Here is a 22,605-nt window from a genome sequence, read left to right as displayed (position 1 = left end):
GGGTGAGCAACAGTCGATTGGCGGGGTTTCAAAGCTAATTAATCGAACACCCTGCGCAGGTTGAGTGATCGCAATCGAGCACCTCGCCCTTTGGCTTCGCCCTCACAGAACTGGATGGCCGCTCCCGTGCGTGGCATCTCGTCCGTTTCTTTGCGATCCCGTCGACGGCGAACACGTGCCCTGGCCATTCCACCACGACACACCCGCTCGATCAGATCAGATTCTATGGGGGCGAGCGACAGCCGAGACGGGGTAGGGTTCGGTGTGTCGTTCGAACCGAAAGGAATCCCGAAGATGCGCCCGATTGTGGATCAAGCGCCTGTGGCCGCCGCTCTGGATTACGATAGCATGCTGATCGGAGCATTGGAGCTGAGTTCGAAGAAATGGGCCGTCGCGGTCTAAGTCCCGGGCTCGCGCAAACACACGAAATATACGGTCGAGCCGAACGATCCAACTCTGGCGTCGCTGCTCGAGACGATAAAGGCGCGCAGCGCCGCGGCCGGCAAGCCGGTTGCGCGGGTGGTCTTGACGCATGAGGCGGGCCGGGGCGGCTTCTGGCTGGCGCGCTTCCTGATGCGGCGCGGGGCTGAGGTTCATGTGATGCAGGCGTCGAGCCTGCCGGTGGATCGGCGGGCGCGGCGGGCGAAGACGGATGCGATCGACGCCGAGATGCTGCTGCCCACGCTGCTGGCGTTTCTGCGGGGCGAGCCGCGTGTGTGCTCGATGGTTCCCGTGCCGAGCGAGGCCGACGAGGAGGCGCGGCGGGCGCATCGGGAGCGGGAGGATCTGACCGGCGAACGTCGGTCGATCCTGAACAAGATCGACGGCATTCTGGCGAACTTGGGAATTTGCGGCTTCAAAAGGCTTCGTCGCGACCGGCGCCGGCAGCTGGCCGAGCTGCGGCAGCCGGACGGGGCGGCGCTGTCGTGGATCGAGCGTCTGCTCGACCGGCTGGAGCTGGTCGTGACGCAGATCAAGGCGGTGGAGACCGCGCGAGACGCGGTGGTGAAGAAGGATGAGCCGTCGGATGCGAGCGAGCGGATAATCCGCGAATTGAGCGGCCCGCGCGGGATCGGCGTCGAGAGCGCGACGCTGCTGGTTCGCGAGGGGGTCTGTCGGTGCTTTTCCAATCGCCGAGCGCTCGGCTCCTACGCCGGTCTGACGGGGACGCCTTTTGCGAGCGGCGGCATGGCACGGGAGCAGGGCATCAGCAAGGACGGCAACCGGCGGCTGCGGGCGTGCCTGGTGGAGCTCGCCTGGTTCTGGCTGCGGTTCCAGCCGGAAAGCGCGCTGGCGAAATGGTTTCATGGGCGGGTGAACGAGGCGAAGGGCCGCGTCGCCAAGACATGATCGTGGCGATGGCGCGCAAGCTGCTCGTCGCGCTGTGGCGTTTTGCCGAGGACGGCGTCATTCCGGAGGGCGCGACGATGAAGGCGGCGTAAGCGACGTCGTCTCGCGCATTCCGGTCCAAGGTCGGCGGAAGCCGTCGATTCCCCAGGACTCTTTTCAAGAGCGCCGTTTCTCAGAGTGGAGCCGCCGCGCGGAACTCCACTCCCGCATGCGGGATCGTGGTTCGGGATGAAACGTCCCACCGAATACGAGGTTGGCGAGGAGACCCTCGCCGTGAGTATCGGAGTTCGCCAACGATCGGAATGAACGAATGTTTTTCGTCCTTGACACCGGAGCCCCCATACGAGGGGGAATCGCTTGAACCTCAGCGCCAGGGTTGGGTTATGGCCAGGCGGCGGTTTTCTTTTTGATTTTGAGACTGGCCTTATCGGGGATGTCCTTGATGAGGTTGAGAGCGGCGTGCTTGATCGTCGCCATGTTGGCGGGCCCGTTCTCGGTGCCAAGACGCATCAGGTCGTCGTGGAACACGTCCAGAACCCAGTGGAGACCATTCTCCACGCCCCAATGGGCTCGGGCTGCGTGGGCGAACTGCTTGGCGGACAATAGCGCCGAGGAGAGATAGTAACGGCGCGCCACGCTCGTCTTTCCGTCCCGCTCCATCGTCGCCTCGATCATGCCGATCATGGCGAGCGCCGGAAAGCGCGGCTTGCCGGGAAAGCGGCGGTCGGTGGAAAGCCAGTCGACCGTGTGAGAGACATAATGACGGCGAAGCTCGATGCGCCCGTGGTCGCCGTCGGTCGTCTCGTGAATGTCGCAGGCCGCGCGCTCGCGCTCGAAATAGAGGCGCACATCCTCGGCGAGCGTCGGCCAATTGTCCTTCAAGGAGAGAAGATAATCGGCTCCCTTGGCGCGGATTTTCTCGGCGATCTCGCGCTGACAGCCCATGGCGTCGATGGCGACGAGCGCGCCAGAGAGCTCCAAGCGCTCGAGCAGCAGCGGAATGGCGACGATCTCGTTGCTCTTCTTGTCGACCGCTTCCTGGCCGAGCACGAGGCGCTGACGCGACGCCCAGGCGGAAACCAGATGCAGCGGCGAGCCGTCCTTGCCATGCGCGCGGCGCGAGGTTTTGCCGTCGATCGCCACAATGTCGGGCGCGCTCTCGCGCAGGCTCTCCACCCATTTGGTGAATCATTCGGAAAAGAGCGAGGCCGGCAGAGCGTTCATCAGATCGTTGAGCGCGTCATGGGAGGGGACGCCCTTCTCGAAGGGGAGGAGACGCCGCAGAAAGTCGAGCTTTTGCCTGGCCCAGCGCTGGTTCTCGCAGAAATCCTCGGCCTTGGCCATGGTCCCGCACAGGACGATCAGCAGAATTTCCGGCAAGGGATAGACGACCTTCCAGGCTTGGCGCGGGTCCTCGAGGGCGGAAAAATGGTCGAGAAGGCTGCTCTTGGACATCGAAGGCCTCAATGATGCGAGGCCCTCTATGAATCACGGCAACTCCCGCGCCGAAACTCCCCCTCGCGTTCGAGCGATCACCTTGCTAGAAATTCTTGCCCATTGTATGACGGCAGGAGTAAGTGGAGCTTATCCCTTCATCGCAAACATCGACTTTAGTAATAGCTCGGAAGCGATGTCGCGCGCCAGGCCGGATGCCCTAATCCTACCTATCATAACGAGGTTGTTTTATGTCGAAACGCGCGCTGCTGACGGGCATTACCGGACAGGATGGGGCCTATCTCGCACAGCTTCTGCTCGGCAAGGGTTATGAAGTCTATGGCGTGATCCGCCGCTCCTCGCATCGCGGCGTCGAGGACCATCGCCTGCGCTGGCTCGGCGTCGCCAATGACGTGCAGCTGCTCGACGGCGATCTCGGCGATCTCTCCAGCCTGCTGCGCATCGTGCAGGAGGTGAAGCCGGACGAGGTCTACAATCTCGCCGCGCAATCCTTCGTCGCCTCCTCTTGGCGCCAGCCCATTCTCACCGCCAATATCACCGCCGTCGCCGTCGCCAATGTGCTAGAGGCGCTGCGGCTCGGCGCCCCCGGCGCGCGCTTCTATCAGGCCTCCTCCTCCGAGATGTACGGCCTCATTCAGGAGCCGATGCAGAGCGAGAAGACGCCCTTCTATCCGCGCTCGCCTTACGCCGTCGCCAAGCTCTATGGCCATTGGATCACGGTCAATTACCGCGAGAGCTTCGGCATGCACGCCTCCTCGGGCATTCTCTTCAACCATGAGAGCCCGTTGCGCGGCATAGAATTCGTCACCCGCAAGGTGACGGATAGCGTGGCGCGCATAAAGCTCGGCCTCGCGAAAGAGCTGCGCCTCGGCAACATAGACGCCAAGCGCGACTGGGGCCATGCGCGCGATTATGTGCGGGCCATGTGGCTGATGCTGCAGCAGGAGACGCCGGACGATTATGTGGTTGCGACGGGCGTCACCACCACAGTCCGCGACATGTGCCGCATCGCTTTCGCCCATGCCGGCCTCGACATGGAGGCGCATTTGGTGATCGATCCGAAATTCTACCGCCCGGCGGAAGTGGACGTTCTGCTCGGCGATAGCTCCAAGGCGCGCAAGGCGCTGGGCTGGGCGCCGGAGACCTCGCTCGATGCGCTCATCCGCGAGATGGTGGACGCCGATCTCGAGCGGCTGCGGCAGGATTCGGCGACACGATGAGCGTGGAACCCACGTCCACATCCACGACCTGCTACGAACGCATATTAGCGACCCGCGGCACCTGGTTCGTCAGAGCCGACTCTCCCCCTGACCCTTCCAACGGCAATCGGGCCGAGCGCTATGGCTTGACTCTGGAAGGTTTCGGCCGGCAACCTCGCGCGTCGATGCTGTCATGGGCGTCGGAGGTTAATCGACGAGTCTCGTTGCGGTTGTAGAAAGTCGACCCCAGCAGAGCAGGGCTACGCCGGCTGGCATCCGGTTCGCCGCGTGATCCGCCCCGACAGCGGATCGGTCAGGTCGAATTGTCCGGGCGTCTACGTCTCCGATTATCGAGGGAGTCAATGTCTACGATCTGCACTATCCCCCTGTCCGACGTCATCCCGGGCGGTTTGCTTTTGATCGGTGGCGGCCGGAATGCTCACAACCTTATTTGCATCCTCGAAGCGGCTGGATTCGCTATCCGCGGGATCGTCGACGATCGGCCCGCGGGGACTGTGCTCGGGCATGACGTAGGTTCCATCGACGATGTTGACGGAGCGAGCGTTGACGCCTTCCTCACCATTGCCGATCCGGATGTGGCGACGGCGATCCGCGAGCGGCCAGCCTTGCGCGGGTGCCGGTGGCCACGTATCGTCCATCCCTCGTCGGTCGTTTCGACCCACGCTGAGATGGGAGATGGTGCATATGTCGGTCCGTTCTCGGTCGTGACCGATGTTGTCCTCGGCAGACACGTCCATCTGTTCACGCACAATGTACTGGGTGCCCGCGTCGTAGTCGGCGACTTCAGCGTTCTTCTGCCCCACGCGACACTGGCAAGCGACGTACGCGTTGGAAAGCGGTGCATGATCGGCATGGGCGCGCGAATCTACGCGGGGGTAACCATTGGCGATGATTGTCGAATCGGCGTCAACGCCGTCGTCCGGGGTGACATGCCGGACGGCACCATCGCGTTTCCCCCGCATCGATCGAACATCAGACCGCGCATCGTAGTCGGGCGGAGCCTCGTTCAAGCAGCTGGCGCAGGAATTGCTGGCTCCGACTCCAGCGGAGGTCTCCCCGACGTTTGAACCCGGGCGTAATTTTCCTCAGTCAGATGCCTGCTGTCAAATGACTCGGAACGCGAATAGCGCCACGCCGAGAATTCGAGGGTCCCTGTTCGAAGGATCGAATGTCTCGGGCGTCGACGCTTCGGGAACACTGAACATCAGCGACACGAGATCGCCCGCCTCACTCGCCCGCCTCGAGATCGGCACGGAAACTCTCCTCGCCTGGCCCGCGATTAGCGTGGTCTCGATGGGGGATCCGAAATCGACGGACAGGAAAACCGTTTGCCGATCGAAGTAGGGCAGCCCGGCCAGTGTGACGACCAGAGTCCGTGCCTCGGGGTCGGGTATCCGTAAGACGATAACCGCTTGCCGGCCGGTCCAGACCGAAGGTCCGCCGTTCTGGTAAACACCGGGCCAGCGGGACAGAATCCGGTCGATTTGTTCCACTGGGCACTCGAGCCCCCGCTGCAGGGTGACGATGGGAGGCGTCGGCGCGATCAGCCTTTCCACGGTCGTTCCTGCGGCTGCCCGCGGGCGCGGCGTGGCATGCGTCCCGGTGAGGCGGTTGCGCAGCCGGATCCACTCGTCGGCTTTCGCCATGAAATCCGCCTGCCATCGCGCGTCGATCGCCGCTGCCCGCGCGGAATTGAGCATTCCCTGCGTGTGCAGCCATCTTAAGTCGCGCAAGCGCTGCGCCCGCACCATGACCTGTAGCGCAGCCAGATGTTCCATCGCCGCCGGGTCCTCGCCGGCCGTGATCAAGCGGTGGCTGTTGCGGGAATGCTGGCGCCAGCCGACCATGGGACGGGCCAGATAATGATGGCTGCCGAGGAGCGTCGCCCTGAATCCGGTCAGGAGATCGAGACCATAGGCGACGAGTTCGGGGTCGAGCGGGGGGAAAGCCTCAACGATCGAGCGGTGAAAGGCGGACGTCGCGCCCAGCCAGTAGATCTCGTTTTGTAGGTCGATCAACTCTATCGGATCGTCGATGACTGCGTCCGGAAGGCGCGCATCCAGCAGGCCGACCGGAACGCCGCTCTCATTCAGCAGAACCGCGTTGGAGGTCAGCAGCTTGCAATCAGGATGCGCGGCAAAATGTTCGACGATCGCGTCGAGCCGGCCGGGCAAGGCGATATCGTCGCTGTCCGCCTGAATGAGCAGCGGAGCCCTCGAGAGCTCGGCGATGATCGGCACCATGCCATGGCCGATCGCCTTTCCGTTTCGCATCACGGTCGCCGCCACCTCGGGCCGGCCGGCCAGCCGCTCCAGCGCCACGGCGAGACTGCAGTCGGCCGAGCCATCGTCGATCAGCAGCAGCTCGAGATCTGTTCGCCATTGGGAGAACAGGCTGTCGAGCTGGGCGCCGATCCATTCGGCGTGGTTGTGCAGCGGAATGAAAACCGTCGCCACGAACGCTTGGCGCGGCGCGGCGGGCGGCAGCGGGGGAGCCCATGAGCGATGTGGCGCAACCTCCGCCCAGCGATCGATGGCGACGACGATCTCGTCCTCACCGAAGTAGGCGCTCACGTCGGGGTGGGCGTAAATCGTTTCGAGCGCCGAGCGTGGCAGCCGGAAACAGTCCTGCACGGCGCGGTAGATGTCAGAGGTCGGCTTCTCGACGCCGATGTTGTCGTGAGGAAGGGTGACATCCATGCCCGGAAAAAGCTCTGCGAGGCCCTTTTCGATCGCCGCAGGAGCGTTGTCGTGGCGGAACAGAAGCAGACGAAAATTGTCCCGGGTCAGGATCGAATATCCCTGGGCGCGATCGAACGCCTGCACCGGCAGATCGAATCCGAATGGCTTGCGTATCTCTTCCTCGAACCAATAGAGCGGTGCACGGATCATCCGCTCAAGAAAAGTCCTGCCGGGATCGCCGTCTGGCGTGTCGCGGAGCCAGAGGTCGCAGACGCGCGCCGCGACAGCCTCGGCGGTGGCTTCGGCCGACGGACCGAGACAGTCCGCGAAAGCGACCTCGAGATTCTGCATGGCGACCGAGAGAGAGCGGGCAATGGGGTCGCGGACGCCGCTGATGAGCGTCACCGTCTCCCCAGTCGTCCGCGCGCGATCGAGGCGCTCCAGGCTCGCCGCATTGTCCAGCACCGTGCGCAGGCCTGCGGTGTTGCCGGACGCCGCTTCGACGAACGCTTCCAATGGCTCGTGCGTCCAGGCGGTCAGACCATGGCTGCGAAACACATCGCCAGGAAAGCGCTTCGTCAGCAGGTGGTATAGAGACGTGGTGCAGACCTTTGCATAGGTGAGGACAAGAATCACGGGCCTGTCTTTCGAGTTGAAAGCGACGAGGCAGTTCGCGGCTCATTGGTCGTTCCAGAATGACAATCATACCGGGAATCGCCGGCCATTGTCCCGGTCATTTCCGTTGTAATTACACAGGCCTTTGTGCGGCCTCTGGTACAAACGGCGGGAGACGGGGATACTCTCTCGAAATGAGTAGCCATATTTCCTGCTTGGCGCGCTAGCGCCTGTTGGGATTCATCGTGAGTTTATCACGGCGGCGGCGAGATGAATCATGGCGGAGAAGCTCTGATCTGTCTTGTTGGTCCACACGCGATGCATGCAAACTCTTTCAGCCCTCGCTCGACAAGAGCCACGTCATGGCGCTCGCCGAGTTGCAGTTCATCGATCGCGACGAAGCCGTCCATCTCATCAGACCGCCCGGCACGGGGAAAACCCATCTCGGCCTGGCGCTCGGCGTCGAAGCCGGCCGCAGTGTCCACTTCACCTCCCTCGCCGACATCATCGCGGTCCTCGCCAGGGCCGAGCGCCAGAGAACGTTGCGGGAAAAGATTGGATACTTCTGCCGCTTCGCGCAGCTGATCGTCGACGAGATCGTCTGTCTACCGGTAACGCTGGGCGGCGGCAATCTGTTCTTCCAGCTCGTCAACGCTCGCTATGAGAAAGGCTCGATGATTCTCACCTCGAACCGCGGTTTCGCGGAATGGGGCGACACCTTCGGTGACACCGCTGTCGCCACCGAAGTTCTCGACCGCCTCCTGGACCATGCCGTCGTCTTCCAGATCGAAGGCTCGAGCTATCGCCTGCGCAAGCATGTTCGGACAAGAGCCGGCATCCAGCCGGCTCCGATCCGCCGACGCTCCGACGCCGCGGACGACCGCCAAAAAACTGAGATACCGATCTTATCGCCGGCTGATCGCCGTGCCCGCCGGACTCGGGAATTGTCGATCGCTTCGACGAGGCTGCCGATGTGACGCCACGTGTCGTCGATCGTTCGCTTCTGGGCCTGCCGCATCCAGTGCTTGATCTTGGTGAAGGCCTGCTCGATCGGGTTGAGATCGGGCGAATAGGGCGGCAGAAACCAGAGCCTTGCGCCAGCGGCTCGAATTGCGCGTCGCACGGCCGCGGACTTGTGGCTGCCGAGATTGTCCATGATGACGATATCGCCGGGTCGGAGCGCCGGGACGAGTTGCTGCTCGACATAGGCGCGGAAGCTTTCGCCGTTGATCGGGCCGTCGAAGACGCAAGGCGCGGCGAGACCGGTCATGACGCTGCGCGCCGAGAAAGGTCAGCGTGCGCCAGTGACCGTGGGGAACGAAACCGCGTAGGCGCACGCCTTGGCCCCCCAGCCGCGCAGCGGCGTCATGTTGGTTGTGATCCAGGTCTCGTCGATGAAGACGAGGCGCTGCGGGTCGAGGCGTTCCTGCCATGATCGCCAGCGTCGACGCCTGCGAGCGATGTCGTCACGCGCCTGCTCAAGGGCCGTCTTGAACTGCCGCCCGTCTCCGACTGCCGCCATGAGAGCGGTCGCTTCGAGGGGGCCGATACCCGGGATCGTCATCAAGCGGCGAGCGGCATCCATTCGTCCGGCGGCGGTCTCTATCTGTCGACTGACCGTAGCCATTCGCAGGTCGACAGCCTTGAACTCCTCCCAGAGCTCTGTGAGCAACTCGCGCATCGTCGGCGTCAGGTCGTTCGTCTCATCACCGATGACGCGCCCGATATCGGCCTTGAAAACGCCGGCGCCCTGACGGATCGCCACGCCATATTCGAGGCAAAATGCCCGCATTTGGCAGATGAGCTGGGTTCGATTCGCGACGATTCGATCTCGGATTCTATGAAGCGCCTGAAGGTCGACCTGCGCTGGGGATTTGATCTCGACAAACCGCATCGTTGGACGCGTCACCGCTTCGGCTATAGCCTCGGCATCGCGAGCGTCGTTCTTGTTCGACTTAACGAACGGCTTCACGAACTGCGCCGGGATAATGCGAACCGTATGCTCCATCTCGCTCAGCTTCCTCGCCAACCATTGCGCGCCAGGGCAGGCCTCCATTCCGATCAAGGCCTTCGTCGCCGCTGAGAAAAAGGGAAACAGCGTGTGGCGCGTCAGCTTTAACCGCTGGATCGGCTTTCCCGTGCGATCACAGCCGATAACGTCGAAACGATTTTTTCCAAGATCGATTCCATAGATAGCTGCATCAAGAGGTCGGTTGCGCATGTTGGCTCTCCCTGTCGATTCGAATCAGCCACGACGCCATTATCGTGGATCTCGGGGAGCCGGGGCGGGCCATCTCATTAATGGTAGGGCCCGCCGTCAAGCGCGAAGCCGTCGCGCACCTTCAGGCCGTCATGGGCCTGTCGGAACGTCGGGCTTGCCGGATCGTCGCGATCGACCGCAAGACGGCGCGCTACACGTCGACGCGCGCGGCCGACGCCGAGCTTCGCGCCGAGCTGCGCGATCTCGCCAATGCACGTCGGCGCTTTGGCTACCGGCGGCTGTTCGTCTTGCTTCGTCAGCGGGGCGAGCGCTCGGGTAAGAACCGCATCTATCGGCTCTACCGCGAGGAAGGGCTGACGGTGAGGAAGCGCCGCGCGCGCCGACGCGCCGTGGGAACACGGGCGCCGATTCTCGTCGAGGCGAAGCCGAATGCCCGATGGTCTCTCGACTTCGTGCACGACCAGCTCGCCAGTGGCCGACGATTCCGAATCCTCAACATCGTCGACGACGCGACGCGCGAATGCCTGGCGGCGATCCCGGACACGTCGATCTCCGGAAAGCGGGTTGCGCGCGAGCTGTCGGCGCTGATCGAAAGGCGCGGCAAGCCCGGCATGATCGTTTACAATGGGACGGAGTTCACCTCGAACGCCGTCCTGTCCTGGTCGGAGGCGAACAAAATCGAATGGCATTTCATCATGCCGGGGAAGCCGATGCCGAACGGCTTCTGCGAGAGCTTCAACGGCCGCATGCGGGACGAGCTGCTCAACGAGACGCTGTTCTTCGGCCTCGACCATGCGAGAGAGAAAGTTCGCTCTTGGGTTCACGATTATAACCACCGGCGCCCGCACTCTTCCCTCGGCTATGCGACGCCAGCGGACTATGCGGCCGCGCTCACCGCAACAGGCGATCGGCTGCGCAATCCGGACCAGCTCCGCCGATCGCCTGTTGCTCACCCCACGCCCGCGGGCGTATCAACCGCCGGGACTCAACTCGCCGCTGGATGAAACTTCGGGGGCACGTCAGTCGAAGCCGGGAAAGCGGCGCTGATAGCGCGCGATCAGCTTGGGATCGAAGCTCCCCTCCCGGTCCCGCGGGACCCTGATATCGATCTTCGAGGTTTCGGTAAGCACGGTCTTCTTCGAATAGCCGTTGCGGTGGTTCGCCTTGCCCGCCGCCACTTCGTTCTCGAGATGGTCGTCCATCTCTGCGTTCAGCACCCGTTCCGCCAGCGCCTTCTTCAGCTCGTCGAACAGGCCGCCCTTGGAAAAAACCTCCTTCGGATCGCGTCCCGACAGCAATTGGTCCAGTGTGTCCTTCTTGATCACCATAGCCCGCCTCTCGCGGTACTACTATGGCCCCACACACAAGATTCCTGACAGTCCCGCTTGCGACGCCCACCGATCTTGACCGGAGCCACCGAACCCAGACGCTGCGACCATTTCACGACAGATGACACCGCCACGCCGAAACGCTGCGCCACAGAACGGCAGCTCTCGCCGGCCACCGAAGCGGCGACGACACGTTCGCGAAGATCATTGGAGAGAGGTCGAACCATAGATGCTGGCCTCCGCCTAGCCAGCATCTTGAATCGCGATCCCTTCAAATTGGGAATCCGTCGTGATTCCAAAAACACGTGAAACGCTAGGGAGCGGCTTAGATGTCATCACCGTAAAATAAATGCAAGCATATGTGCTATTTTTAAGCTTGTTTAAATAACATTTATACATTTACGTAATGTTATGCTTTTTCAAATCGCACTTTTCCAAATAGAGTAAATTTTCGCGGCGGCCTCCTCAGGTGATCCCCCGAACGGAATTCGAACCTGATAAGTTTTAGGCGGCAAGAAAAGACTGTTTGTATCCTCGAATCGACCCTTTTGGATACGATCTACCCAGATAACAAAAGCGTCTCCGAAGGCCTCGCGGGTTTCGGCCGTCGGGCAGACGAAATCAGCAATCGCAATGGCACCTGCATCCACTACCCGATCACAAAGCCAGCCCATTCGCCGCGCCTGCTCGATACGATCTTCGAGTGAGAAGCTAAGGTCTTTATTGATATGTTTTCGAACCTCGTCAGCATTGAATAAAACTGCGTTTAGTTGGCTTGCAACTATGCGGGCGAGAGTCGTCTTTCCCGCGCCTGGCAGGCCCATGACTAGGATTTTTCTGCAGTTCATTCTGTAACCTGCGACGAGGATGTACAAGCGTAGGGGCGATCAGCCACGATGCCCCAATTATGTAATTGGTTGGCAGTCGCGTGATTTATTGGCTCGGCCACCAATGTTAAGAAATTTAGCTATTTGAGCACATGCGAACCGTTTTCTCCGCCAGAGTTCATCAAAGTGGATTAGTATTTAATTCGTCCACAATTATATGTCAACTTTCTGAAGTGGTCTCTTCTTGCTTTGGCCTATGAGGTCGTGGTCACGAGAATATGTACTTTCCATTTGCGAACGGTTCGCCAGGCCGTAAACTGCTTCGCAGTCAAGCTACGTCGGATCAAGCAAGCTGTGCCCCTGGGGAGGGCTGCGGTGGAATTTTTGCCGATAGCTATGCGATGAGGTCCGGCAGTTCGTTAGGATCAGGCAGCGAGCACCGCACTCCAGATTTCGGGCGCAGTCGTCCCGGCGGCTCTAGTACCAATCCTCTCAGATGCCGACTCACGTTGTGGGATTCCCGAATCGGCTGAAATTTGATTCGAAATGGCGGAACTCTGGGAGGTTCGCCATGGCGGCAGCGATTGGGCTTCGGGTCGATTACGATGCGCGCTCCTTGCGGGGGATAGCGAAGCGTTCGAAGGACGGGCCGCAAGCGCGCCGTCTCCTCGCCTTGGCGTCGATCTATGATGGCGGCGCGCGCAGCGTGGCGGCGAAGATCGGCGGCGTCACTCTCCAGGTCGTTCGCGACTGGGTGCTGCGTTTCAACGATGACGGGCCCGACGGGCTCGTGGACCGCAAGGCCCCCGGACAACCCTCGCGGCTCGACGACGCGCATCGCGCGGCTCTGGCTGCTCTCATCGAGGGAGGGCCGACGCCCGCCATCCATGGCGTCGTGCGCTGGCGGATCGTCGATCTGTGCCAGTGGACATTCGAGGAGTTCCGCGTCGTCGTCTCGGAACAGACCATGAGCCGCGAGCTGCGCAAGATGGGCTATCGCAAGCTCTCTGCGCGGCCGCGTCATCACTCGCAGGCCGAGGGCGCGATCGAGGATTTTAAAAAAACTTCCCCTCTCGTCTGGAGGAAATCGCGCGCGAAAAGCGCGTCGCCTCGGACAAGATAGAAATCTGGTTCGAGGACGAGGCGCGCATCGGCCAGAAAAACAAGATCACGCGTCGATGGGCGAAACGCGGATCGAGACCGAGCGCGCCCCACGATCAGCGCACCGCCTCGACCTACATCTTCGGCGCCGTCTGTCCAAAGGACGGCAAGGGCGCGGCGCTGGTCCTACCCGCCTGCAACACCTATGCGATGAATCTGCTCCTCGCCGAAATCGCCAAAACTGTCGCGCCGGACGCCCACGCCGCTCTCATCGTCGACCGCGCCGGCTGGCACATGACCGACAAGCTGGTCATTCCAGCCAACATCACGATCGTTCCCTTGCCGGCGAAATGTCCAGAGCTGAACCCGGCCGAAAATGTCTGGCAGTTCCTGCGCGAAAACTGGCTGTCCAACCGCGTTTTAAAACCCTACGATGATATCGTCGATCATTGTTGCGCCGCTTGGAACAAGCTCATCGACCAGCCATGGCGCATCATGTCCATCGGGTTGCGCGACTGGGCACATGGGTTTTGATCAGTGAGGATTGGTATAAATCTGCTCAGCGCGAATCTCCCCTTCCTGATGAGATGCATGAGTTCGACGCCGGCGATCGCGATCGCCACATGTCGGAATCGCTTGAACCCAAGCATAGGCCCCAAACGAAGCTTGATGGATCGGTGATCCTGTTCAATGAGGTTATTCAGGTGTTTCAAAGATAGAATTCGAGTCAGCGTGCCGCCCGAAGTGATGCCTGATATCCGTCAAGCGTGATTTTGCGCGGCGGCCGTCCGTGTCGCGCGAAAGCGCGACGGAAAAACACTTTGGCGGCGGCGACGTCTCGCTTCGCGCTCAGCAAAAAATCCACCGCTTTTCCCGCCTTATCGTGGGCGCGGTAGAGATAGACCCAGCGACCCTTGATTTTGACGTAGGTTTCATCAACGCGCCACGATCCGCGGACTTGGCGCGCGAAATGGTTCCGCCGCTTTTCGAACTCAGGAACGTAGCACTGAACCCAGCGCGGGATGGCCGAAGATCGAGGAAGGCGTGATGCGCTTGTGGCGGCGCAATTTTCGGCGCTGTTCGATCACCCATATTGATGCCCCTCCTGGTCAGGTTGACAGCTTCTGAGATCGAGACTGCCGATCGCGTGGTTTCGGAGATCTAGAACTCCCTTCAGGACGTCCTCGGTGTCGCTGAAAATATACGCGCCGTTGCGTTGTCGATCGACCATCAGCCGCTGTTTTCGGATTTGCACATAGAGCCAGTTCACAGGGATGCTCAGCTTGGCGGCCAGTTCCGGCGCGGACAGAGCTTCTCTGCCATGGGTCCATCGCGTGCGTGGCCGCCGCAGCTCGACTTTCTCGGCGAGCCGCATCTTCTGCACGGTCACGGGGAGGACCTTGTCCTCGCAGGTCGGCGAGCGATGCCCTTCACTCGTGAGAACGGCGGTGATCGCGTCATCGTCGATGCCCTCGCGCGCCAAGGCGAGAGCACGCTGGCGCATTTCTTCGCCGCGCGCGAGCTTGGAGAGTGAGGTGACCCTCATTTTGACTTCGAGGCGAGTTACCGCCCCGCCGCGCCAGACGATGCGGCCGACCGCGATATCGTGGTCGCCGCAGTCGAGGATGACCTTGTCGATGAGGCATCGCAGCAGCGCCTTTCGGCGGGCGTCGGAAGTGGTTGGGTCGTCCCAGATTTGCGGCAAACGTCCCGCGAGGTTGATGACAGCCGCACGGCTCGGGGCCGATGTGGATCGCTAATCATCATCGTATCGGACTTGCACCGACTACTCCTTGCCGGTCTCCCCGCGCTCTAATTACCCACCCCCTTGCGCCATAGCTGGTTCGGTGATTCAACATAGGGATGAATCGCACTGATTTGGAACGTCTTTCCAAGGAAGAGCTGTTCGAGCTGGTGCTGCGGATGCAGCGGCCGGACAAGACCTCTCGCACGTCTTCGAAACTGCCGTCCACCGACCGCAAGTAGACCCGCGAGAATGCGAGGCCCGGCGGAGCGAAGCCCGGACACGAAGGGCATTCGCAAAAACTCTGCGACGCGCCCGACGCTTTCGAGGATCATGAGCCGACGCAATGCGCCCGCTGCGGCGGCGCCGTCGGGCCGGAGGCCGAGCGGCGGCTGATCGGCGAATACGACGAGGTCGAACTGCCGCTCGTGCGCCCCTTCATGCGTCGGCGCCGGCGCTATGCGATCCGCTGCGCCTGCTGCGGCAAGGAGACGAAGGCGGCCCTGCCGTCCGCCGCGGTCGGCACGCTATTCGGACCGCGCATCCACGCGCTGGCGATCTATCTGAAGACGCAGCAAGCCCTCTCCTACGAGCGCCTGCAACGGCTGTTTCTCGATCTCTTCGGCCTGACGTTGAGCCAGGGCGCGCTCATGAACATGTTTTCGCGCACGGCGGCGGCTTTCGAGGAGATACGCAACACGGCGCTGACGCTGCTGCGCGCAGCCGATGTCGTCGCCAGTGACGAAACCGGCATGCGCATCGTAGGCGTCAACGCGTATCACTGGGTTTTCCGCTGCGATTGTGCGGTCGTGCATGAAGCCGATTTCACCCGCTCCGCCGAGGTCGTGCGCCGGACCATGAACGGCGCGCGGCCGAAGGTATGGCTCTCCGATCGCTACAGCGCCCAGCAGCGCCACGCCGACAGTCAGCAGGCATGCCTCGCGCATCTGGCGCGCGCGGTCGCCCAGCGGTTGCGCGAGGACTGGTCGACTTCGACACCTTGCTCTTCCATAATTTCCTCGAGTTGACGATAGCTCATCGGATACGCCACATTCCACCGGACGCCCCACAGGTTTCAAGTCACATTCAAATTGGCTGCCCTAGAAATCGATCATCGGGCTATTCCGACTGCCCCACGCACAGCGATCATAACCCCGACCGACCAGCGAGAGAAAAATTCGCGACAGAGCGGCAACTTCGGGGAAAGTAGTATCCGAACCGGGGCCTATCCGGCGAATCCCGGAATAAACCCTCCAGTATTACAATGTGAACGTGACCTTTACCAGACACGACACGGATACACGTCATGAAAAAGTTCGAATTTGAAATACATGAGCACATGTTTTATAACAGACATGTTCATTTTGTTATACACAACGACACAACAGACGCATACGAGTCGTCTATTCGAGCAGCCTCAGTACAGCACCCATTTATGAAGTATGTGCTAGCAATAGCAAATGAATATAATAGGTCAATAAAAATTGTAGACGCCGGCGCAAACATTGGAACATTCTCACTGCCTCTCGCTGTATTTGGACATACAATTTTAGCTATAGAAATGCTTCCTGAAAATATCGCGTGTTTATCGAGAGCGTGCTTGGTTAATAACTTGACAAATTACACAATTGCCGCAATGGCGTTATACTCAGCTCCATCGCAGATGTATTCCAAGAATTGGGGTGCTTACGGAGGCATTGATATCACGAACGAATCGGGAAATGCCTGCTACGGAGACACACTGGCACATATAATGCAAATATTTGGCTTTGCAGATGCTGATGTTATTAAGATTGACATTGAGGGGTCGGAATTAGCCGCCCTAGAAGGGTTTGCAGAGATCTCAACTTACAACAAAAATGTTGAAATTATCTATGAAAGCAATAGTATGTGCTCCGCTTCATTCGGATACACCAGTCAGGAATTAATAGAAAAGTTTGAAATACTTGGATTTAGGAACTATCTTATTCGTGCTGGCGGAGATGAGCTAATCCGCATAACATCTGAATGTCCACAGCCAGGTATTTTAGAGGACATATTGGCCACTAGAAAGCCAGAAGAAGAAATTTCGCAAAATGGCTTTGCAATTCGTAATTTACGCGTAGGAGAAATTATCGAGCAGTTACACGAGCAGGCATTTTCAGACAACCGCCATCACCAACAGCATGTCGCGAGGGAGCTGAAATATTTACCTCTAAAATGCAGCAACGATCGCCGGTTCAGGCAGCTTGTGGAGCATCTTCGAAATATTCCTGACGATACCATCGCTAAGGCTCTGCTAGAGGGTGTTATGTACTTTAGGCATTGATTGCATTAATAGAATCTGATGGCTCCGATTCGCAAACCATATCAGTCTGACGTGAGCGACGAAGAATGGTCGCTCGTTGTGCCTTATTTGACGCTGATGGACGAGAGCGCGCCGCAGCGCCAGCACTCGTTGCGCGAGCTTTTCAACGCCATGCGTTACGTGCTCCGTTACGGCATAGCCTGGCGCGCCATGCCCAACGATCTGCCACCGTGGTCCGCGGTGTATCAGCAAGCGCAGCGCTGGATGGCGGCCGGCGTGTTCGAAACGCTCGCACAGGATTTGCGAGCCGTATTGCGGCTGGCGGCGGGACGCAAAGAGGAGCCGACGGCGGCGATCATCGACAGCCGCACTCTGCGCTCGACGCCTGAAAGCGGCCCACGCGCAGGCTATGACGGCGGCAAGCGCAAGCGCGGCTCGAAACTCCATATGGCGGTCGACACATTGGGCCATTTGCTGGCCCTGCATGTCACGCCGGCGAATGTCGATGATCGCGCCGAGGTCGGAAAGCTCGCCGAGGCAGTGCAGCAGGCGACCGACGAGAGCGTCGAGCTGATCTATGTCGATCAGGGATATACCGGGGAAAGGGCCGCCGACGCCGCAAAAGCGCAGGGCGTCGAACTCTGCGTCGTCAAACTTTCAGAGTATTCATCTGGCGAAGGCCGCGGAGATCTCCGGCAAGGGCGGAATCCTTAAGCCGCGATTTCGTCGGCTGCTTTCGGCGCGGAAGCGCGCTCTGCCTTCCAGCGCCATGGCAGGAGCTCGTCGACCCTCGTGGCCGGATGATCGGGCAATTTGGCGAGGACATGCGCGAGCCAGGCTTGCGGGTCCACATCATTGAGCTTGCAAGTCTCGATCAGTGAAAGAACGGCGGCGGCCCGGCGTCCGCCCTCGTCAGAGCCGACGAATTTCCAGACGCGGCGCCCGATCGCGGCGCCACGCAACGCGCGTTCGGCAGCGTTATTAAAGGGTATGGAGTTTCCGACGCCGCTTTCCGGGTTGAGATTTGTGCCGCGGTCAAGGCAGAATGATCAGACCGGGATCGGGGCGTCGGGAGCACGAAACGGCGGCAGGCCGTCCTATCCATGAGCTGCGAGCTCGAGTTGTTACATGGCCGCCCCTACGACTTGCCCGGTTGCGCTGCGAGCGCGAATCCGTAGATGTCGTGCAAGCCCGTCGGCTCCCATAGCAGTAGGGAGAAGCGAATGCGGGTCATCGGCATGGATATCCATCGGTCGTTCGCCCAAGCCGCCATCTTGGAGGATGGGCAATTCATCAAAGAGTTGCGAGTCGATCTGACGCATGAGCGCATCGTCAAATTTTCAAAGACGCTCACTCTCGATGACGAGGTCGTCATCGAGGCGACCGGCAACAGCTTGGCCGTCGAGCGGCTCCTTCGGCCTTTCGTCAAACGCGTGATCGTGGCGAATCCCCGGCTGGTTCGGGCCATCGCCTATGCCCGCGTGAAGACGGACAAGATCGACGCGCGGGTCTTGGCGCAATTGCAGGCGTCGGGTTTTCTCCCCGACGTCTGGGTCCCTGACGACGACACGCAGCGGCGGCGCCGTCAAACGACCGAGAGGCTCGGCGTGCTCGAACAAGCCGTGCGGACGAAGGGACGCATCCACTCGATCTTGCACGCGAACTTGATCCCGAAATTTACCGGCCACCTTTTCGGCAAGGCCGGCAAGAAATGGCTGTCCTCACTGCCGTTGCCCGACGACGAAAGGTCGATCTTGGCGCGACTGGTCGACGAACTGGAGCGGATCACCGCGCAACTGGCGGAATTCGACAAAGTGATCGCCTCTGAAAGCCTGGTAGACCCGCGCGCGGTGCGCCTGATGACGATCCCGGGGATAGGTCCGATCGTCGCGTCAACGGTGTTGGCGTCGATCGGCGATATCTCGCGTTTCCCGACTCCAGAGAAGCTGAGCAGCTATTTTGGGTTGACGCCTAAGATCCGTCAGTCCGGCGATCGCCCCGCGCGGCATGGACGTATTTCCAAGCAGGGCAACGTCGCCGCCCGGAGAATGTTGGTCGAAGCAGCCTGGTCGGCCAAGCTCGCTCCAGGACCGTTGCGTGCATTTTTCAATCGTGTGCAAAAGGCCAGAGGCGCGCCTGCCGCTGCGGTGGCGACAGCCAGAAAGCTTGCCGTCATGATCTGGCATGTGTTGACCAGCGGCGCCGACTACGCCTATGCGCGCCCTGCCTTCACGGCGATGAAAATGAGAAAGGCGGCTCTCAAAGCGGGCGCGCCTCGGGCCTACGGGAAGGCCGGGCCGGCTCAGGACTACTGGATCAAAGAGATTCGTGACCGCGAAGCGCAATACGTCGAGCGCGTCGAAAAAGCCTACGAGCAGATGGTCGCCGCCTGGAAGCAGGCCCCGCCGAAGCAAAAGCCTGCTTCCGCCGAAAAAACCTGAAGCGGGAATGAGATTCCGCTTCTCAACTCCATGCGTCGTCAGACAGATGCGGCCGTCGTCGAGAAAGCGTGCGAAGGCGCTCCATCGTTTGAGCATGTAGTCCATCGCCTTGGCGACTGTTATTCGGCGTGCAAGTTTGACCCCCATACGAGGGGAATCGGCGTTGAAAATTGACCCCCTCTGGTGAAGTCCGGACAGTCCGCCCGTTTTGGTTGAAACGGCGGGCGGTGGGGGATGTTGATTGTGGAGACGATCGGACGAATCCGTCGCGAGCATTTCGTCAAGGGCAAGACGATCAAGGAGATCGCTCGCGATCTGGGCATTTCACGGAACACGGTCCGCAAGGCGTTGCGGTCGGAGGCCACATCCTTCGCTTACGAACGGGACAATCAGCCGTTTCCCAAGCTCGGGCATTGGTCGGACAAGCTCGATGAGTTTCTCGCAGAAAACGAGAAGAAGGCGCAGCGCGAGCGTCTGACCCTGATCCGTATTTTCGAAGATCTGAGCGGTCTGGGCTACGCGGGCGGCTATGACGCCGTGCGTCGCTACGCGCGCAAATGGCGCAGCGAGCAAGGCGCGGCGACAGCAGCCGCCTATGTGCCGCTGAGCTTTGCGCCGGGCGAAGCCTACCAGTTCGACTGGAGCCACGAGATCGTTGTGCTCGACGGCGTGACGACGACGGTGAAGGTCGCGCACATGCGCCTGTGCCACAGCCGCATGCTGTTCGTTCGCGCCTATCCGCGTGAGACGCAGGAGATGGTTTTCGACGCGCATCAGCGCGCCTTTACCTTCTTCAGGGGCGCCTGCACGCGCGGAATCTACGACAATATGAAGACGGCTATGGCGCGGCAATCTGGATGAGAAGAGCGCGACAATCTGGATGAGATTTTTCGGTCGCGGTGACGAGATGATTGTCGCGGAGCGACGATAAGGCAAGCGGATTTTTGGTGACGTTCGTCTTGATTGACGCGGAGCGACAATCAGGATGAGGTTTTGATTGTCGCGCGCGCTGAGGGGCGGCCTGGACCAGCGGCTTTTTTGAGCGCGGCTTTCCGTCGATAGCTGTCGACGTTCATCTCGAAGATCGTCGCATGATGGACGAGCCTGTCGACCGCGGCGAGCGTCATGGCTTGGTCTGGGAAGATTTTTCCCCATTCGCCGAAGGGCTGATTTGCGGTGATGAGCAGCGAGCGTCGCTCGTATCGGGCGCTGATCAGCTCGAAGAGGACGCTCGTTTCGGCCTGATCCTTGGCGACGTAGGCGAGATCGTCGAGGACCAGCAAATGATATTTGTCGAGCTTGTCGATCGCGGCTTCGAGAGTGAGATCGCGTCGCGCGACTTGCAGTCTCTGGACGAGATCCGTCGTTCTCGCGAAGAGAACGCGCCAGCCGTTTTCGATGAGCGCCAGGCCGAGCGCCGCCGCCAAGTGTGATTTTCCGACCCCAGGTGGACCAAAAACCAGCAAATTGGCTCCTTTTTCGAGCCAGGCGTCGCCGGCCGCGAGCGCTTGAACTTGCGCTTTCGAGATCATCGGCACGGCGTCGAAGTCGAAAGCGGCGAGCGTTTTTCCGGGCGGCAGACGCGCCTCGGCGAGATGACGGGCGAAGCGGCGCTGACCTCTGTCGGCGAGCTCTTGCTCGGCGAGCGCCGCAAGAAAGCGTGCGGCTGGCCAGCCCTCCTTGTCGGCGGTGGCGGCGAGCGCGCTCCAGACGAGCTTGATGCCGGAAAGGCGCAGCTCGGAGAGAAGAAGATCGACGCGAGCGGCGTCGACTTTGTCGTTCGCCTTCATGCCGCTGCTCCTTCGAAAGAAGCGAGCGCGTCATAGACGGCGAGCTCGGGGAGCGCGACAATCACATTGGGCGCCGCGGCGATCTTCGGCGCGAAGCGTTCGATCAGCGTGGAAAGGTTCGGCAGACGACCGGCGTCGAGTTCCTCCTCGATCGCGACGGCGAGCTCGGCCTCGCAGGCGCGCTCATGCGCCAGGGCGAGCAGGCCGACCATAATTTTGCAGGCTGCTTTCTCTCCGGTCTCGGCGAGCAGCGCATCGAAAGCGCGCGCATAGGCACGGCGAGGAAAGAGCTGCTCGCGATAGACGAGATTGAGCAGCGCCATGGGCTTTCGGCGCAGAGAGTGAATGACGTGCCGATAATCGACGACATGCCCATGCTTGCCGCCTGGCCCGGGCCTGCCGCGCGGCAGATCGAACAGATGCGTCGACCCCTGAAAAACTTCGAGCCGATCGTCATAGAGGCGCACGAGAAGCTTATGGCCGATCAGCCGCGAGGGCACGGTGTAGAAGACTTTGCGCAAAGTGAAGGCGCTGGATGAGGTGACCGAGACCCGCTCCTCCTCGAAGTCCGACGTCTTGCGCGGCGGCAGATCTTTCAGTTCCGCGCGTTCGAGATCGACGCGCGCGGCGTTGCGGGCGTTGCGCCGACCGACGAGCTCGTCGACGAACTTTCGCCAGGCGCCGAGATCGTCGAAGTCGCGCGAGCCGCGCAGCAGCAGCTCGTCCTCTAGCGCGGCTTTGATATGGCCGTGGGCGCTTTCGATCGAGCCGTTCTCATGGGAGACGCCTTTGTTGTTGCGCGTCGGCGTCATGCCGTAATGGGCGCAGAGCGCTTCATAGCGGCGCGTCATATCCTCCTTGGCGTCGGCGTCGAGATTGCGGAAGGCGGCGGAGAGACTGTCGCTGCGATGCTGCTGCGGCGCGCCGCCGAGCGTCCACAGGGCGTTCTGCAAGCCTTCGGCGAGGGCGACGAAGCTCTCGCCGCCGAGCACGACATGGGCGGATTCGAAGCCCGAGAATGGCAAGCGGAAGTGATAGATCCGGTGCTCGAGCGGAACGCCGGCGATGGAGACCTCGAGATCGCGCATGTCGCAAAAATCCGAGAGGCCCATGCGGCCCGGAGGATGCTCCTGCCGGAAAATCACCTCCTGCTCGGGACCATGGATGGCGCGCCAGTTCCGAATGCGCCGCTCCAGCGTGCGGCGCACGCCGGCCCCGAGTTCCGGATGCCGGCGGCGCAACTCCTCGAGCACGCCGATCGGGCGCAGGCCGGGCGCCGCTTTCAGCATGGGTATGACCTCGCTGTCCCAAACGCTCTCCAGCGGATCTGGCCGCCGGCGGACGCGTGGCGCCTTCTTTTGCGAGGGAAGCCGGGGATCATGTTCCAGCCGATAGGCGGTCGCCGGGCTGAAACCGGCTTTCGCCGCGGCGACGGCGGCACGGTCGGTTCTTCGAAATTGCATGAAAAGCCTCATCTGGCGGTCGGTGACATGGCGGCCGGGCAACGAATCGGTCCTCCCGAGGGGAAAACCGACCCTTCACCCG

Annotated in this window: 13 protein-coding genes and 12 pseudogenes; 10 read left to right on the top strand and 15 right to left on the bottom strand. The window is 61.0% G+C overall.

What is annotated here, in order from left to right; genetic code table 11:
• The first annotated feature begins 456 nt into the window (after positions 1–456).
• On the top strand, positions 457–1,350 hold the full coding sequence (locus GYH34_RS20500) for an IS110 family transposase (protein ID WP_348983931.1): 894 nt from the start codon (positions 457–459) through the stop codon (positions 1,348–1,350).
• Positions 1,351–1,731: 381 nt separating this feature from the next.
• Here the strand turns inward: GYH34_RS20500 and GYH34_RS20495 are convergent.
• Positions 1,732–2,805: pseudogene (locus tag GYH34_RS20495) on the bottom strand (ISAs1 family transposase).
• A 230-nt stretch (positions 2,806–3,035) separates the two neighbouring features.
• Between GYH34_RS20495 and gmd the strand changes: the two are divergent.
• Complete coding sequence (gene gmd, locus GYH34_RS20490; protein ID WP_161915418.1) at positions 3,036–4,025, top strand: GDP-mannose 4,6-dehydratase; 990 nt, start codon at positions 3,036–3,038, stop codon at positions 4,023–4,025.
• A gap of 338 nt (positions 4,026–4,363) precedes the next feature.
• Here gmd and GYH34_RS22080 read toward each other — a convergent pair whose 3' ends face one another.
• Both GYH34_RS22080 and GYH34_RS20480 read right to left on the bottom strand, forming a co-directional pair.
• Positions 4,364–5,035, bottom strand: coding sequence for a hypothetical protein (locus tag GYH34_RS22080; RefSeq protein ID WP_244635425.1), 672 nt, complete (start codon positions 5,033–5,035; stop codon positions 4,364–4,366).
• 93 nt (positions 5,036–5,128) lie between these two features.
• On the bottom strand, positions 5,129–7,342 hold the full coding sequence (locus tag GYH34_RS20480; RefSeq protein WP_161915416.1) for a putative capsular polysaccharide synthesis family protein: 2,214 nt from the start codon (positions 7,340–7,342) through the stop codon (positions 5,129–5,131).
• A 311-nt stretch (positions 7,343–7,653) separates the two neighbouring features.
• Here GYH34_RS20480 and GYH34_RS20475 point away from each other — a divergent pair.
• Positions 7,654–8,216, top strand: a pseudogene (locus GYH34_RS20475) (ATP-binding protein); the annotation flags it as partial.
• A gap of 72 nt (positions 8,217–8,288) precedes the next feature.
• Here GYH34_RS20475 and GYH34_RS22075 read toward each other — a convergent pair.
• Positions 8,289–9,542: pseudogene (locus GYH34_RS22075) on the bottom strand (IS110 family transposase); the annotation flags it as partial.
• A gap of 80 nt (positions 9,543–9,622) precedes the next feature.
• On the opposite strand from GYH34_RS22075, the pseudogene GYH34_RS20465 reads away from it, so the two are divergent.
• Positions 9,623–10,546, top strand: a pseudogene (locus GYH34_RS20465) (IS3 family transposase); the annotation flags it as partial.
• An 18-nt stretch (positions 10,547–10,564) separates the two neighbouring features.
• On the opposite strand, the pseudogene GYH34_RS20460 reads toward GYH34_RS20465, so the two are convergent.
• The 3 genes and pseudogenes from GYH34_RS20460 to GYH34_RS20450 all read right to left on the bottom strand — a co-directional run.
• A pseudogene (locus GYH34_RS20460) lies at positions 10,565–10,870 on the bottom strand (transposase); the annotation flags it as partial.
• A gap of 56 nt (positions 10,871–10,926) precedes the next feature.
• Positions 10,927–11,097: pseudogene (locus tag GYH34_RS20455) on the bottom strand (IS630 family transposase); the annotation flags it as partial.
• 192 nt (positions 11,098–11,289) lie between these two features.
• Positions 11,290–11,694, bottom strand: a complete 405-nt coding sequence (locus tag GYH34_RS20450) for an adenylyl-sulfate kinase (RefSeq protein WP_244635424.1) — start codon at positions 11,692–11,694, stop codon at positions 11,290–11,292.
• Between the two features lie 574 nt (positions 11,695–12,268).
• Between GYH34_RS20450 and GYH34_RS20445 the strand changes: the two genes are divergently transcribed.
• Positions 12,269–13,332 (top strand): IS630 family transposase gene (locus GYH34_RS20445; protein WP_161915415.1). Its coding sequence is split into 2 segments (ribosomal slippage): positions 12,269–12,761 and positions 12,761–13,332, totalling 1,065 coding nucleotides; the frame shifts between segments, so codons are not numbered across the junction.
• Here the strand turns inward: GYH34_RS20445 and GYH34_RS22265 are convergent.
• From GYH34_RS22265 to GYH34_RS20435, 3 genes are all read right to left on the bottom strand, one after another.
• On the bottom strand, positions 13,245–13,511 hold the full coding sequence (locus tag GYH34_RS22265) for a DDE-type integrase/transposase/recombinase (protein ID WP_348983926.1): 267 nt from the start codon (positions 13,509–13,511) through the stop codon (positions 13,245–13,247). The two genes, GYH34_RS20445 and GYH34_RS22265, sit on opposite strands and share 88 nt — an antisense overlap.
• A gap of 14 nt (positions 13,512–13,525) precedes the next feature.
• Entirely contained in the window at positions 13,526–13,717 is a 192-nt protein-coding gene (locus GYH34_RS22260; protein WP_348983930.1) for a DDE-type integrase/transposase/recombinase, read from the bottom strand.
• A 165-nt stretch (positions 13,718–13,882) separates the two neighbouring features.
• Positions 13,883–14,503, bottom strand: coding sequence for a hypothetical protein (locus GYH34_RS20435; protein WP_197745469.1), 621 nt, complete (start codon positions 14,501–14,503; stop codon positions 13,883–13,885).
• A 158-nt stretch (positions 14,504–14,661) separates the two neighbouring features.
• Here GYH34_RS20435 and GYH34_RS22070 point away from each other — a divergent pair.
• A pseudogene (locus GYH34_RS22070) lies at positions 14,662–15,507 on the top strand (transposase); the annotation flags it as partial.
• Here GYH34_RS22070 and GYH34_RS22065 read toward each other — a convergent pair.
• Positions 15,507–15,614: pseudogene (locus tag GYH34_RS22065) on the bottom strand (IS6 family transposase); the annotation flags it as partial. The pseudogenes GYH34_RS22070 and GYH34_RS22065 sit on opposite strands and share 1 nt — an antisense overlap.
• A gap of 234 nt (positions 15,615–15,848) precedes the next feature.
• On the opposite strand from GYH34_RS22065, the gene GYH34_RS20425 reads away from it, so the two are divergent.
• The gene (locus tag GYH34_RS20425; protein WP_161915413.1) at positions 15,849–16,850 is read left to right on the top strand and encodes an FkbM family methyltransferase; all 1,002 of its coding nucleotides are present in this window, start codon (positions 15,849–15,851) and stop codon (positions 16,848–16,850) included.
• Between the two features lie 18 nt (positions 16,851–16,868).
• A pseudogene (locus GYH34_RS20420) lies at positions 16,869–17,483 on the top strand (IS5 family transposase); the annotation flags it as partial.
• Positions 17,484–17,539: 56 nt separating this feature from the next.
• On the opposite strand, the pseudogene GYH34_RS20415 reads toward GYH34_RS20420, so the two are convergent.
• Positions 17,540–17,812 (bottom strand): annotated as a pseudogene (locus tag GYH34_RS20415) (transposase domain-containing protein); the annotation flags it as partial.
• A 255-nt stretch (positions 17,813–18,067) separates the two neighbouring features.
• Here GYH34_RS20415 and GYH34_RS20410 point away from each other — a divergent pair.
• Positions 18,068–19,270 (top strand): IS110 family transposase, encoded by a 1,203-nt coding sequence (locus tag GYH34_RS20410; protein ID WP_161915455.1) that lies wholly within the window; start codon positions 18,068–18,070, stop codon positions 19,268–19,270.
• Positions 19,271–19,288: 18 nt separating this feature from the next.
• Here the strand turns inward: GYH34_RS20410 and GYH34_RS22060 are convergent.
• Positions 19,289–19,408: pseudogene (locus GYH34_RS22060) on the bottom strand (transposase); the annotation flags it as partial.
• A 96-nt stretch (positions 19,409–19,504) separates the two neighbouring features.
• On the opposite strand from GYH34_RS22060, the pseudogene istA (GYH34_RS20405) reads away from it, so the two are divergent.
• Positions 19,505–20,113: pseudogene (istA, locus tag GYH34_RS20405) on the top strand (IS21 family transposase); the annotation flags it as partial.
• 137 nt (positions 20,114–20,250) lie between these two features.
• Here istA (GYH34_RS20405) and istB read toward each other — a convergent pair.
• Together istB and istA (GYH34_RS20395) are read right to left on the bottom strand one after the other, a co-directional pair.
• The gene (istB, locus tag GYH34_RS20400) at positions 20,251–21,060 is read right to left on the bottom strand and encodes an IS21-like element helper ATPase IstB (RefSeq protein WP_161915412.1); all 810 of its coding nucleotides are present in this window, start codon (positions 21,058–21,060) and stop codon (positions 20,251–20,253) included.
• Positions 21,057–22,535 carry an IS21 family transposase gene (gene istA, locus GYH34_RS20395; protein ID WP_244635439.1) on the bottom strand — a complete coding sequence of 493 codons (1,479 nt, stop codon included), beginning with the start codon at positions 22,533–22,535 and terminating at the stop codon, positions 21,057–21,059. The genes istB and istA (GYH34_RS20395) overlap by 4 nt, the downstream gene beginning before the upstream one ends.
• Positions 22,536–22,605: the final 70 nt, after the last annotated feature.

It is taken from the genome of Methylosinus sp. C49, from assembly GCF_009936375.1.
Taxonomy (GTDB): Bacteria; Pseudomonadota; Alphaproteobacteria; order Rhizobiales; family Beijerinckiaceae; genus Methylosinus.
The sequence above is the reverse complement of the archived record's forward strand: the minus strand, read 5'-3'. Positions and strand labels throughout refer to the sequence as shown.

What these genes read in the sequence shown, in the direction of transcription:
- gmd (WP_161915418.1), top strand. Translation starts at nt 3,036, where the DNA reads ATGTCGAAACGCGCGCTGCTGACGGGCATTACCGGACAGGATGGGGCC.
- istB (WP_161915412.1), bottom strand. Translation starts at nt 21,060, where the DNA reads ATGAAGGCGAACGACAAAGTCGACGCCGCTCGCGTCGATCTTCTTCTC.
- GYH34_RS20450 (WP_244635424.1), bottom strand. Translation starts at nt 11,694, where the DNA reads ATGGGCCTGCCAGGCGCGGGAAAGACGACTCTCGCCCGCATAGTTGCA.
- GYH34_RS20425 (WP_161915413.1), top strand. Translation starts at nt 15,849, where the DNA reads ATGAAAAAGTTCGAATTTGAAATACATGAGCACATGTTTTATAACAGA.
- GYH34_RS20410 (WP_161915455.1), top strand. Translation starts at nt 18,068, where the DNA reads ATGGATATCCATCGGTCGTTCGCCCAAGCCGCCATCTTGGAGGATGGG.
- istA (WP_244635439.1), bottom strand. Translation starts at nt 22,535, where the DNA reads ATGAGGCTTTTCATGCAATTTCGAAGAACCGACCGTGCCGCCGTCGCC.